A 13,954-nucleotide genomic window follows, 5' to 3' on the forward strand; every position below is an offset into this window, starting at 1 on the left:
TAACTGTGTTTCGGGAGCACCTCAGTTTTGTAAAAAGCGTTTTTTAGGAATGAGAATTAAATAACTTCCACAAGTTTGTGGGATGGGCGTCCCGCCCGTCCTTTTTGGTCGGGCGGGACGCCCATCCCACAATAATAATTAAAATTGTAAGTTATTTAATTCGCGATCCTTAGGAGTGTCAAAGCAAAACTGAAATGCTCCCTCTATTTCTGGGTCGAGAACTTCATCGATGGAAATTGGCTGCTGTTTGCCTTTGACAATTACTCTGTCTACAAAACGGATTTAATAGCGAGATGTCACTCATCTGAGCTATCCCAGATAAGTTTCACTATACAAAGCGACTGTTAAAGCACTCCCCCCATAGCTACAACTGGGGAATAGCAAGTTCAAACAATTTGTCAACCACTAATCCCTAATCAAACCATGCAAACCACAAACGAAATTCGCAGGTTCATTACCTTCGGGCCGTTATTTTCCCCTACTCAAACGCAACGATGCGGTCTCCCAAAATGAGGATGTCCGCGACCTCCAGGGACTGTTAAATGCCAACGGAGCTTCCCTAAATACTTATCGAGCCTTCGGCGCGAAAACCCAACAAGCAGTCATCAACTTTCAAAAGCAACCACAAATCGTTGCTGATGGCATTGTCTGCCCGAAAACTTGGAATAAATTCGGCTTTTGTACAATTATATTTTAAAGTTTGTGCAACCATATTTTAAACAAAGTAGGCCGCTCGAGTGCGCGCCCTATTTCTCCGTCGAAGTTTCCACCCCAGACCACCCATCCGGCGCTCCGTACATTCGATACTTGCGAGAGCGTTTGAAATACAGCATTGCTACCCGATCGTCAGGATTGATTTGTAAAATATTCTGAAATACTTTTTGGGCTGCAACAAATTTTTGCAGGTAGTAAAAATTGAGAGCTTCTTGAAAAACCTCCGCAGTTTGCTGCTTGAGTACAATGCTCTGCTCTGTTTCTGTATCGTAAATCTCAAACACCGACACAGCATTTCTCTTTCCTTTCACCCTTACTCGATCGACAAATCTGTAATTATATTTTTTTGGATCGTCGAGGCGCTCAATAATTGCACCGCTAACTATAATTCCCGCCCCGTAAACCTTAGTCAATCCTTCCAAACGAGACGCAAGATTCACCGCATCAGCAATCACCGTACTTTCCATCCGTTCTCGCTCGCCAATGGTACCCAACATCAAATTGCCCGCGTGCAAACCAATGCCGATCGCGATCGGAAACAAACCATTTTTTTGTCGCTGCTGGTTGTAGATATTCACTTCTTTTTGCATATCAATTGCTGCTCGCACGCCATCAGATGAAGATCTAGGAAACAGTGCCATGACTGCATCCCCAATGTATTTATCAATAAACCCGTTATTTCTTCTGATTGCAGGGCTAATTTTTCCCAAGTAGGTATTAATAAATGCAAAATTTTCAGGCGGTGTCATATTTTCGGAAAGCGCCGTAAACGAGCGAATATCAGCAAACAGCACTGTCATATCTCTTTCCTGATTTTCGCCTAATTTAACTTCAATAATACTCGGCTTTTCCAGCAAGCTGATAAAATCGTGCGGCACAAACCTGGCGTAGGCTGCACTCAGTTTGGCAAGGCGAATTTGCGTGTTAATTCTAGCCAACAATTCCTTTTTGATAAAAGGTTTAGTTACATAATCATTTGCTTCTAAGTTAAAAGCTTCTACCAAGTCGGTAGTTTGATTTTTTGCCGTCAGCATCAGAATCGGTATTTCTAAAGGCGAGTATTTTTTGCGGACTTCTCGACAGACTTCATAACCAGTCATCTGCGGCATCATTACGTCGAGTAAAATTAAGTCTGGCTTAAATCCTGATTGAATTAGATTTAAAGCTTCTAAGCCGTTGCTCGCTTGAGTGATATCGTATTTTTCTCGAGAAAGACTGTTGATGATGACATGAATATTAATCGGCTCATCATCAACTACCAAAATTTTTAATCTTTCACTTTCTCGAAACTCGCTCTTGGCTAATACCTGAGAATTTATTATAGATGATTCGGGGGCGAATTCAGGAGTGATTAAAATGCGCTCTCCCTCGGTTAAACGCGCCTGTCTGCTGCTAACTTCCGGCTGAATCTCAGATACGGGCAAAGTAAAGGTGAATTTGGAACCGACGCCTACAGTTGAAGATACCCAAATTTTACCTCCGTGCAATTCCACTAATTGCTGGGCAACAGTTAACCCTAAACCCGTGCCGCCATATTCTCTAGCAGTGGAACCGTCAGCTTGTTCAAAGGATTCAAAAATTAGCTCTAATTTATCTTCGCCGATGCCAATACCGGTGTCAGATACAGTAACGGCTAATTGGGAATTAGGCGGTGATTGTGCGTTGCCCGTTACCAATTCTGCTGAAATTTCCACTGTGCCGCTTTCGGTAAATTTAATCGCATTGCCGATTAAGTTGTAAAGTATTTGCTGCAAGCGATTCTCGTCGGCTGCTATTGTCGGCAATTCAGGAGCGACTGAGTTAATCAACTGCAACTTTTTTTTACCTACTAATGGCTGAGACAAAGTGAGAACTACAGAGACTATTTCTCGCATACCGACGGGCTTAATTTGCAGTACAATCGTTTTGTGTTTTAGCTGAGAAAAGTCCAGAATATCGTTAATTAAAGAAGACAATCTTTTTCCAGACGATGAAATCAAAGCTAAGTTAAAAATTGTGGGTTCTGGCAGTTGTCCAGTAGCACCGTCTATTAAAGATTCTGCAATCCCAATAATCCCGTTGAGGGGAGTCCGGAGTTCGTGGGAAGTATTGGCTAAGAATTCGTCTTTTAGTTTGTCCAGTCGCTGCAATTCGGTATTTTTAGTTTCTAAGGCAGTAAAAGATGCTTGCAGTTGTGCTGCCATGCTGTTAAAAGCAGCGGCAAGTACGCCCAACTCGTCGGAGCGAGCGAGCTTTACATTTTTGTCAAATTGTCCTTCGGACAAAGCGATTGCTGCATCTTTTAATTTTAAAATAGGTTTGATAATCCACCGAGCAGTGAAAATTCCTAGCACAGTTGCCATGGCCAAAGCTGCCAGGGATAGCAACATTGTAGTTCGGTTGTTGGCATGGATTTGTTCCATAAAGTCGGCTTCGGGAACGACGACAACAATCAGCCAATCTAAACCTTTACCGTCTTGGAATGGCAGGACTTTTAAAAATTTATTCTGGCCGTTTATCTCAACATCTATTTGCTGCGCTTTTGTAATTTTCTGCAAGTTTTGAAAGTTACTTTCTAAATATTTAGCTGTAGTTTGCGTTACTGCATCGCTGCTTTCTGTAACTTTAAAAAGTTCTTTTTTACCGTTTTGGGTGCGGAAAGGTTTTTCGGGTGTGGAAGTTGCCAGCAGCGTGCCGTCTCTTTCGATAATAAAAGTTTGACCAGATTTGCCTATTTTGAGGCTGTTTAAAAATTGACCGATACTGTCGAGACGCAAAGCAGCAATTAATACTCCTTCTAGCTGTTTCTGGCTGTTGTAAACTGGTTGCACCGCGCTGAGGATCAAGGTGGGTTCTAGGAAGGATACATAAACTGAACTCCAAGTTGGTTTGGCTTCTAGAGCCGCATAGGCATAGGAAGGGTGCTGTCGGATGTCGAAGTTTTTGACCAAGGCTGCTACTGTCGTGCGATCGCCCCTATTATTAGTATTGTAAGAATAAAAATCAAAACCTGTAGATGGGCCCGATGCGTTAATCAATAAAGTGCCGTTCGACATCTTTTCGCCGGTGCGATATTCTCCATCTGGATTAGCGATCGACGTAAAATTGATATAAGGATATAATTGCACTTGCCGCCACAGAAACTTTTCCCAAGCTGACAAGTCTTTCATGTTCACAAAACCCAGTTTCACTGCATCCAACTTGCTTTGATTGATTTGGTGCGGAGTTTGCAGATAAGTTCTCAGATTTTGCTCGATGCGATTGCTCACCTCCCCCATCAACTGACCGGCAAGGTCATTAACTGCTCTTTGAGAGTTCCTAAATGATAAATATCCCACAATACCCACCGCTGCAAATACTTGCAAGACAAACGGAACTATGAGTACAGTTTGGAGGGTCGCTTTTCCTGAAAGTTTGGCCACCAAGCGCTTGAGAGAAAGAGTGGACATAACATTAATTTAGCTTGAAAGACACAGTTAATACTCGGAGCGAAGATTTACCGCTGGTAAGCATTCTAAACGATTTCGTACTTAAACAAAACTTACGCAAGAAAAGCCTGATTCTTGGTTTCTTTGTCAATCGCTGTCTAATCTGAGATTTCTCAGATAAACTGAGTTTATTTCTCGCATACCTTTCCGCAGTATATTCGAGTTTGAAGTCAAAAGCAGCGCACTCGACGGCGTATCTTTCAGGAAAACTCTCAATTTTGGAGCGGAATACTTCAGCCTGAATGTATTATGGCTGAGGCTAGGTACAAAAAACCGGATAAACACATAAAAATTTATGCCGTCAGCTTAATGCTACTATTACTACTTTTCATCTAAATCTTCTATTCCCGACCATCCTTCTGGCACTCCATACATTCGATTCTTCAGAGAGCGCTTGCCGTAAATTTCTGCTAACTTATCTTGAGGATTTCTTTCGCAAATCTTATTGAATATTCTTTGCGCTTTGGTAAAATTTTGCTCAAAATAAAGCTCTAGACCTCGTTGAAATTCAGTAGCAGTTTCCTGTTTTAGTTCAATGCTTTGTTCTGTGTCTGCATCATAAATTTCAAACACTGACAAGGCAGATTTTTTGCCTTTTACTGTGACTCGATCTACAAATCGGCACATATATTTTTCTCGCTCGCCCAAACGCTCTAAAATTGATTCACTAACTAGAATTCCTGCCCCGTAAACCTTAGTCAATCCTTCCAAACGAGACGCGAGATTCACCGCATCCGCAATCACTGTACTTTCCATCCGTTCTTGCTCCCCAATCGTACCCAACATTAAAGTACCCACGTGCAAACCGATGCCGATCGTAATCGGTGGGTAATTGCTTAGTTGTCGCTGCTGGTTGTAAATAATAACTTGCTTTTGCATTTCCACCGCCGCGCAAACAGCATCATCTGCCGACTCAGGAAATAGTGCCATAATCGCATCGCCAATATATTTATCGATGAAACCTTGGTGAGCGCGAATTGCCGGACTCACTCGGCTGAGGTAGCTGTTGATAAAATTAAAGTTTTCTTGGGGAGTCATCGCTTCTGAGATAGTCGTAAAGGAGCGAATGTCAGAAAATAAAACTGTCATTTCTTTCTGAATTTGATCGCCTAGTCGGACATCAACAATACTTTCGTGTCCCAAAAATCGCAGAAAGTCGTGGGGGACAAATCTACCGTAAGCTGCATTAATTTTTGCAAGACTGATGTGAGTTTTGATTCTGGCTAGCAATTCATTTTTGACAAACGGTTTAGTTAAAAAATCATTGGCTCCTGCATTGAAACCTTGCACTAAGTCAGATACTTGATTTTTGGCGGTTAGCATCACAATTGGCACTTCTATAGCCGTGAATTTCTCCCTGATTTTCTCGCAAACTTCGTAACCAGTCATCTGCGGCATCATCAGATCCAGCAAGATTAGATCTGGCTTGTAGCCTGTCTCTAGAAGGGCTAAAGCTTCTCTACCGCTGCTAGCTTGGGCGAGGGCATAGTTTTCGAGAAGTAAATTGTTACCCAATACCTGAATATTCACAGGTTCGTCATCTACAATCAATATTTTCACCCGACTATTTTCTTTGCCTTGTTGATCGTCGAGCAAACTGTTATTATTAAAATTTTGTGCAAACGTTGCATTAGTTATTAACTGGCGATCGTTGGTTCTTGAAACTAAAGACTGCCGCACCGTTGCTGACAACTGCTTGCCCTCGACATACTGATTCTGAGAGATTGGCAAACTAAAGGTAAACTGCGAACCAATACCTTCTTTTGAAGATACCTGAATTTCGCCGCCGTGCAGCTCGACTAACTTCTTGGTAACTGCCAAACCTAAACCTGTTCCTCCGTATTCTATAGCAGTGGAACCGTCTGCTTGTTCAAAAGATTTAAAAATTAGTTCTAATTTATCTTCCGCCATGCCAATACCAGTATCGGATACCGTAATTTGCAGTTTGGACCTGAGAATTAAAGATTGAAGCTGGCTTGTTACTGAACTTTCTTTGTCAGCCAACTCCGGCGATTCCAAGCTGATCGCATTCGCCGAAATTTCAACTGTGCCGCTTTCGGTAAATTTAATCGCATTTCCGATTAAGTTATAAAGAACTTGTTGCACCCGATTTTCATCGGCATCTACGAGGGGAATGTCGGGAGTGACTGAATTAATCAACTGCAAATTTTTTGTACCAATTAGAGGTTGACAAAGAGTCACTACGATATCGACAATTTCTCGGATGCCAACAGGCTTGATTTGTAGTTCAATATTTTTGTGTCTCAGCTGCGAGAAATCGAGAATGTCGTTGATAAGATTGGACAGTCTTCTGCCGCTAAGTGCAATAATTTCCAGATTGGAAATGGTCGGTTCTGGCAATTGTCCTGTAGCACCGTCGATTAAAGATTCAGTTAAACCAATCATGCCGTTAAGCGGGGTGCGGAGTTCGTGAGAAGTGTTGGCTAAAAATTCGTCTTTTAGTTTGTCCTGTCGCTGCAATTGGGCATTTTGCTCCTCTAGTTTTTTGAAAGAGTCTTCCAATTGACGGGCCATGCTGTTGAAAGCATTAGCTAATTCTCCGAGTTCGTTAGAGGCCGCAATATTTACCCGAGTTTCAAACATTCCCCTAGTCATTTTAGTAGCTGCAGCTGTTAGGGATTTTAAAGGATTTGTAATCGATCGAGCAAAAGCTACTCCGAAGCCCACGGCGACGAGGCCGCTGGCGAGGGTAACTGCACCCATGACGTATATGAGCTTACGCACCGGAGCGTAAGCTTCCGCCGTAGGTAGCTCTACAACCACCATCCACTGAACCCTCGGCACGATCGCACCCGTCCCCATTACTTCTTCCCCGCGCAAGCCTCGATAAACAATCGGAGATTGAATCCCCGAAGCTAAAGCTAATTTGGATAACTCTCGCACAAAGGATCGCCCTCTCAAATCTTGCAGTAAATGCGGATTAATCTTGCTTCCGGTTTCCGAAATCACCACCGAGCGATTGTCGAGAACGTAGCTGTATCCAGTTTTTCCAACTTGCGATCGGGCGGCAATTTGACTTAAAAATTTGAGGCTAACTCTGGCAAATAATACTCCGGTAATTTGATTTTTATTGTCCCGAACAGGCACTGCTAAATTAACAACATTAACCGCTGTTTTCCGGTCTACATCTACTGGACTCACATAATTTTTACTTTGGCCAAAAGTCTCCCTAAATAAAGGTGCTTCTGCCGAAATACCTAGTAAATTCAAGCTTGAGATAGAGAAGGATTCGTAAGGCGACATCGCCTGTACGACTTGACCTTTACTGTTAAAAAATCCGACCACCTCGTAGGCGCTGTTGCTGTTGACCAATCCTTCGAGAATGCTGCGCTGAGTTTCAGCCTTAAATTCTGTTAAACCGCGCAATTCTGACAAATAATTGAGTTGGCGCTGCAAGTTATCCAGCTCAGCGCTGATTTGGACAGCAGCAGCTTGCGATCGCTCGTACTGAAGCTGTTTTGTCTGTTCTATTTGTCTCCGAAAGCTGAGGTAAGCTAACGTACTTCCCGCCATCAACACGCTTGCCACAACAATCGAGACAAAACCGTAACGCAGTTGATTGGCAATTGATGACATTTGATTCTGCCAGTTAACAGTTTTAACTCATTCTATAGGATACACCAAATTGCACATTTTTCATCCTTGCGGAATCACAACCGTTGATTTATCGTTACCTTTGCCTAAGTTCTGGTTTTATAAATCTAATTTTTGTTTCCAGATAACATCTTCAATCCAAACGCGCTCGGGAAGCAGCCCCAACCGGAAAAAAAATTCAGCAATCCGCTGCTGTTCTTCCACTGCCCTGCCTTGAATTGGCAGCAAATCGTAGCGGCGGCTTTTCGTTACATCATAGCTGTGGTTATTTTCATTCCCGTTCGAGCGCTGATAAATTCCGCTACTCGCTCGGGATTCTTAGTGATCCAAGTAGCCATCTGTCGCGTTTCTCCCATCACTATTTTAACAATATCGGGAAAGTCGCTAGCAAAAGAGCGACTTGCCAAATAGAAGTTTCTATCATTCATCAGCCGATCGCTGTTAGCCAAGAAATGAACAGGCATAGTTTCCTGTAACTGAGCTAGAAACGGCTGCCAAATCGCCCAAGCATCAACCTCGCCTCTCACAAATGCTTCCTGAGCTTTTGGTGGAGGCAACTCGACGAATTGGGCATCTTTTAACTGCAAGCCGCCTTGAGTTAAGGCGCGAATTAACAAATAGTGAGCTGCGGTTTTCTGAGTAGCGGCTATTTTCTTGCTTTTGAGATCCGCTAGAGTCCGAATTGGAGAATCTTGAGGAACTATCATGCCGATGCTTCCAGGTAAAGCTGAATCATTAGCAATATAAACAAAAGGTACGCCCTCTTCTGATTGGGCAAAAATTGGCGACGCCACTCCTGCATAACCCAGGTCGATTTTTCCTTTTCCTATTGCTTCTAAAATTGGCGGGTCTGTGGTAAATTCCGTCCATTCTACAGACCACCCCATTTTTGCTAAACGCTTTTCCAAAAAGTTTTTAGCTTTGAGATAAAACAGCGCTCCGAAACCCTGATGGCCGATTCTTACCACTCTTGTTAAGTTTGAGGGTGCATTTTGGGTTTTTGCTGTCGAGTTATTTATTAGTTGTGATTTGCAACTTGCCACAGCTAAACTCAAGCAAAAAACGAGCGTCAATAGCAGCGTATATCCCCAAGCAACACGCCGTTTAATAGTATTTTGACTGAAAAACGATAATTGGCGCCTAGTCTTGATGTGGCTCATAAAATTTCGGACAAGTAGGTTTTGCAGTCAGAAAATCTTCCAGATGTTTTTTACACGACTTATATTATGTCCGCTTACTTCCTGCTGTTAAAAAAGGTCAAATTAAAAATAAAATTTTAGCGGGCTGTCCCTGCAATTAGCCGCAAAATTAAGCTATATTATAGCAGATTTCAGGAAAGTGAGATTTGCTATGGCTGACTCTATTGCTCGCCGCTTGGAACAATACACGGTAAAACGATCGCACGAAGTTTTAATCGTCAAGGCCCAAATAGACGGCGAACTCGATGAAATTGCTATTTTTAAAGGCTTTTCTAGCTCCCTGACGCGATCGACCGCGAGCGATCCAGAGGTTCCTGTTTTGCCGGAGGAAGCAAAAATTGTCAGTGTCGATCGGCTCCAGAGCCCCTACAACCCAAATAACCCCCGCTATCTTCAGCAGGGGTTATCTTGGGAAACAATGCAATCTCTATTGTCCGAGGCGGGAGTTTAGCAAAACAGTAGGGACAGGGCATTTCGCTTCTTCGTGTCAACAATCGTCTAAAACCCTTGATAAATATCGCTTTTACCTGAGTCTAGATCCCCCTCCCATCCCCCTTGTTAAGGGGGACAAAAGAGAAGACTCTTCCCCCTCTTAACAAGGGGGTTTAGGGGGGTTCGAGACTTGGATACAAACCAGAGATACAAAAGCCGTGGTCCTACTCTTAGCGCTAGAGCGTGCCGCCGGCAGCTTGGAAACGAGCTCTTGCGCGTTTGATTGCTTGCTTGGCTTGAATTTGCTCTTGCAAAGTGCCGCTAGTAGCCTTTTGCAAACGAGCTTCTGCTTCGGTGTAAGCAGTACGAGCAGCTTCTTTATCAATGGTTTCGCCTTTTTCAGCGCCGTTGACAAGAATAGTAACTTTGTTTTCTTGGATTTCTGCAAAGCCACCCATCAGAGCAATAGACACCCATTCCTTGCCGGGACGGACGCGCATCACTCCGGTATCCAAAGCTGTCAACATTGGAGCGTGACCGCTCAAGATACCCAATTGGCCTGTGGTGCTCGGCAGAATGACTTCTTCAGCATTAGAATCCCAAACAGTTTTGTCTGGGGCAACTACGCGCACAGTTAATGTCATAAATTGTCAGTTGTCAGTTGTCAGTTGTCAGTTGTCAGTTATCAGTTGTCAGTAGTCATTAGTCAGTTGTCAGTTGTCAGTTATCAGTTGTCAGTTGTTACCAATAACCAATAACTAATAACAAATAACTAATAACTACTGACTAATGACTACTGACTACTGACTAATGACTAAAATTACTTAGCGTCAGCCTTCATTTTTTCAGCTTTGGCGATCGCCTCATTGATATCGCCCACCAAATAGAAAGCTTGTTCCGGTAATTCGTCAAGTTCACCAGCCAAAATCATCTGGAAGCCCTTAATGGTGTCTGCCAGCTTGACGTACTTGCCGGGGGAACCAGTGAACACTTCCGCCACAAAGAATGGTTGGGACAAGAACCGTTCAATTTTGCGAGCGCGAGAAACCGTCAAGCGGTCATCTTCCGACAGCTCATCCAAGCCCAAAATCGCAATAATGTCTTGCAATTCCTTATAGCGTTGCAGAGTAGACTGCACCTGACGAGCAACACCATAGTGTTCTTCGCCGACAACGCTAACTTGCAACATTGTAGACGTAGAATCCAGCGGGTCAACAGCCGGATAAATCCCCTTCGCAGCCAAACCGCGAGACAACACAGTTGTAGCGTCCAAGTGAGCAAAAGTCGTAGCCGGCGCGGGGTCAGTCAAGTCATCCGCAGGTACGTAGACAGCTTGAACCGAAGTAATCGAACCTTCGGTAGTCGAAGTAATCCGTTCCTGCAAGTCGCCCATATCCGTACCGAGAGTCGGCTGATATCCCACAGCCGAAGGCATCCGACCCAACAGAGCCGATACCTCTGAGCCCGCTTGCACGAACCGGAAGATATTGTCAATAAACAAAAGCACGTCCTGCTTGCTGACATCGCGGAAGTATTCGGCCATCGCTAGAGCCGACAGGCCTACGCGCATCCGAGCACCGGGCGGCTCGTTCATTTGACCGTAAACAAGAGCAATTTTCGACTTGCTGCGGTCTTCTTCGTTAATAACCCCCGACTCGATCATTTCTTTGTAGAGGTCATTACCTTCGCGGGTGCGCTCGCCCACACCACCGAACACGGATACGCCGCCGTGAGCCTTGGCGATGTTGTTCACGAGTTCCATCATAATCACGGTTTTGCCGACGCCTGCGCCGCCGAACAAACCGATTTTGCCGCCGCGACGGTAGGGGGCCAGCAGGTCGATCACCTTGATCCCAGTTTCAAACACCGAAGGCTTGGTTTCGAGTTCGGTGAAAGCCGGCGGGTTACGGTGGATAGGCATACTTTCGGAAGTATTGACCGGGCCGAGGTTGTCTACGGGTTGACCGATGACGTTAAAAATGCGGCCGAGAGTTGGGATTCCGACGGGAACTTGGATAGATTCTCCGGTGTCTACCGCTTCCATGCCGCGCACCAAGCCGTCAGTGGTACTCATGGAAACTGCACGTACTTGGCTGTCTCCGAGCAGTTGTTGAACTTCGCAGGTAACGGCAATGTCTTGACCTGCTTCGTTTTTGCCGGAAATCGTGAGAGCGTTATAGATTTGGGGCAGTTTGCCGCCTGGGAATTTTACGTCTACAACTGGCCCGATGATTTGGGTGATGTAGCCTACGTTCGTTTTTTCTGCGGTGGATACCATGAATAGTGCCTTTGTTAGGATGCTATTTTTCCCGTTATGGAAAAAGTCTTAACATTTAGAAATGCTATTTCTCAGAGTACCACTGAACAGACTCACTATTTAGATTTGTATAGGGCTGGTTAAGAGTCATTTTTCTCGTTCCTGCCCTCGCTTTTTTTTCCTGCCAGCTGCAGCCAAAGCCCCGATCCCCAGGATAGTGCCGAACACTGTGACTGGTTCGGGGACTGCTTGGGGGACTGGTCCGGGGGCTAACTCACCCAAGGCGGTCAAGTCTTGCAATTCAATGTCGTTTCCTGGGTCATCGTCGAAGGAGATTGGTGTGCGCTGAGTCGGTTGGGTCGTTGTTTCGGGGGCTAACTCAGCCCACACGCTGAAGTCTTGGAAGTCAAGGTCGTTGAATCCGACATCGTCGAAGGAGATTTGTATGCCCTGAGCCAGTTGGGTCATGGTGACGAATGAATATTGCCCTGGGTCATTACCCCCGTTCATGTTTGTAAATGAGCCGTTGGAGTTGTAGTCGAGCATAAAGTTGCCAAACACAGCTTGCTGACAGCCCGTCAGCTCACAGTCATCTCTCCGGAAGTCTGTGTCGGCTGCCCACCATTCGGGGCTATTCATGAAGGTGCTCGACGAGGCGTACTGCCCCCATTGTTGGCCGGTGGGGCTGTCGCTCCACAGCAGCAGGGCATAAATTTGATCCTTCAAAAATGTGAAGGTTTGGGTGATGGAGCCGTTTTCGGAGGTGACAGCCGTGCCGAAGCTTCCCTTCCATTCATTGGCGCTGCCGTTATCTGAGGGTTGGCTCTCGTAAAACAGTCTGGCGACGTTGCTGTAGCCAGTATTTTCTGACTCAGCTTGGGCTACCCACAAGCTCGACTGGTAATTGCCGTGAGATGTTTGGAAGGTAAAGTTTATATTGGTATCTTGATCGAACTGGATGCCGCTGGTGCCAAACATGAAAGCTCGGACCGGCGTGCAGATGCTGAGCAAGATTGTTGTTGCCAAGCTGGCGACTTTAAAAGAAGTTTTTTTGAGTAGCGTTAAGGTAGTCATAACCCTGATTTCTCCAGTATTGTTAGGTAGTAAGGCGGGAAATCCCTTGTTGCCGTGACGCGAATAGACGATCGCCTTTTCTGCCATATTTAGAACGATCGTCGAACCTACAGAATAGACTTCACACCAGTGAATCGACAGAGGGATATCACTATAAGTGTGTTTTTGAGTAAATGAGTGCTTTTTCCAATAATTTTTAGAGACACCAAATTTCCAGAGTTTCCTCTGTAACAGGAAGATTTTTATCCTGCCTATACTTCTAACCTACTACATTTACTTCCTTTCGGTAACGGTTTAAACTTGAGTGCAAGACTTGCAACTATTGGCTTTTTTCAAAAATAAATAAAAATTTAACTCCTGCTTTCTGAAGTTTGGGTAAATATCATCTAAAACTTATAAAGTTTGTGAAAGAAATTAGGCTGTTGGGCCAGTCGCTCCTCAAAGCGAGCTGCAAGCTGCTCGCGGCCGCTGCTGTCTTCTGCAGCGGCCGCGAGTAGGGATTTGAGCGAGTTTTTTTGCCACTGGCAGCAAGGGGGAAAACAGGCGATCGATCTTTACGTAATTTTGACTAATATTCCGAGTTTTTAAACCCCTAAACCTCGTGTTCCGCATCATATTTTTGCAAAAAGTCCCGGACGCATAAACCCGATTTCTTAAGGTAATTGCCTCATGGAAGCAGTGAAAGTGGAAACGAGAAACCAAGTTTCATCGCCCGCCCCTGAATAAAGTAGGGATACGCCATTACCCTTCTTCGTGTCAACAAACACGTCAAACAAACGTAGTACCGGTCTGCAGTTTGACGATTAGGGTTCGATCCCCCCGGCGCCTGCTTCGCGTCCGGGGAGTTGGGGGTGGGACAGGAATCTTCTCTTTGTCCCCCTTTTTAAGGGGGATGCGAGGCGGATCTAAACTTGACGGAAAGCGACATTTATTATGGGTTTGGGCTTTAAGTTGACACGACGAAAGGCATTACCGTCTCCCTACCCGATATCTGTACTTCACTTAACTGAAAACGGCTAAGTAGGTGGTTACAAATAAACATGACATGGGTCGGACGGGTGAGAGCATTCCTCTACTAGCTTGTATCTCTTGATACTCACGCTTTCGGACCCCTACAAGATAGTATGATTTTTTGCTCTTACCTACTTATAAACACATACATTTTCTTCAGCTTCCCCTCCCATTAATCAGGAATA

The 13,954-nt window shown here is 44.7% G+C and carries 9 protein-coding genes; 2 read left to right on the forward strand and 7 right to left on the reverse strand.

Annotated elements, in window-relative coordinates:
* Nucleotides 1–535: 535 nt before the first annotated feature.
* Nucleotides 536–697: a peptidoglycan-binding domain-containing protein gene (locus ACUVJL_RS32425; protein WP_445249591.1), complete on the forward strand. Its 162-nt coding sequence runs from the start codon at nt 536–538 to the stop codon at nt 695–697.
* 49 nt (nt 698–746) lie between these two features.
* Here ACUVJL_RS32425 and ACUVJL_RS32430 read toward each other — a convergent pair whose 3' ends face one another.
* From ACUVJL_RS32430 to ACUVJL_RS32445, 4 genes are all read right to left on the reverse strand, one after another.
* Entirely contained in the window at nt 747–4,142 is a 3,396-nt protein-coding gene (locus ACUVJL_RS32430) for an ATP-binding protein (RefSeq protein ID WP_445249585.1), read from the reverse strand.
* Between the two features lie 360 nt (nt 4,143–4,502).
* Nucleotides 4,503–7,778 carry a response regulator gene (locus ACUVJL_RS32435; RefSeq protein WP_445249586.1) on the reverse strand — a complete coding sequence of 1,092 codons (3,276 nt, stop codon included), beginning with the start codon at nt 7,776–7,778 and terminating at the stop codon, nt 4,503–4,505.
* Nucleotides 7,779–7,895: 117 nt separating this feature from the next.
* Nucleotides 7,896–8,024: a hypothetical protein gene (locus tag ACUVJL_RS32440; protein WP_445249587.1), complete on the reverse strand. Its 129-nt coding sequence runs from the start codon at nt 8,022–8,024 to the stop codon at nt 7,896–7,898.
* A gap of 20 nt (nt 8,025–8,044) precedes the next feature.
* Nucleotides 8,045–8,956 (reverse strand): aliphatic sulfonate ABC transporter substrate-binding protein, encoded by a 912-nt coding sequence (locus tag ACUVJL_RS32445; protein ID WP_445249588.1) that lies wholly within the window; start codon nt 8,954–8,956, stop codon nt 8,045–8,047.
* Nucleotides 8,957–9,146: 190 nt separating this feature from the next.
* Between ACUVJL_RS32445 and ACUVJL_RS32450 the strand changes: the two genes are divergently transcribed.
* The gene (locus ACUVJL_RS32450; protein WP_445249589.1) at nt 9,147–9,446 is read left to right on the forward strand and encodes a DUF7734 family protein; all 300 of its coding nucleotides are present in this window, start codon (nt 9,147–9,149) and stop codon (nt 9,444–9,446) included.
* A gap of 217 nt (nt 9,447–9,663) precedes the next feature.
* Here ACUVJL_RS32450 and atpC read toward each other — a convergent pair whose 3' ends face one another.
* The 3 genes from atpC to ACUVJL_RS32465 form a co-directional block, all read right to left on the reverse strand.
* Complete coding sequence (atpC, locus tag ACUVJL_RS32455; RefSeq protein WP_445175116.1) at nt 9,664–10,071, reverse strand: ATP synthase F1 subunit epsilon; 408 nt, start codon at nt 10,069–10,071, stop codon at nt 9,664–9,666.
* Nucleotides 10,072–10,247: 176 nt separating this feature from the next.
* Nucleotides 10,248–11,705 carry a F0F1 ATP synthase subunit beta gene (gene atpD / locus ACUVJL_RS32460; protein WP_333441766.1) on the reverse strand — a complete coding sequence of 486 codons (1,458 nt, stop codon included), beginning with the start codon at nt 11,703–11,705 and terminating at the stop codon, nt 10,248–10,250.
* 126 nt (nt 11,706–11,831) lie between these two features.
* The gene (locus ACUVJL_RS32465) at nt 11,832–12,845 is read right to left on the reverse strand and encodes a PEP-CTERM sorting domain-containing protein (protein WP_445249590.1); all 1,014 of its coding nucleotides are present in this window, start codon (nt 12,843–12,845) and stop codon (nt 11,832–11,834) included.
* Nucleotides 12,846–13,954: the final 1,109 nt, after the last annotated feature.

It is taken from the genome of Microcoleus sp. OTE_8_concoct_300, assembly GCF_031383065.1.
Taxonomy (GTDB): Bacteria; Cyanobacteriota; Cyanobacteriia; order Cyanobacteriales; family Microcoleaceae; genus Microcoleus.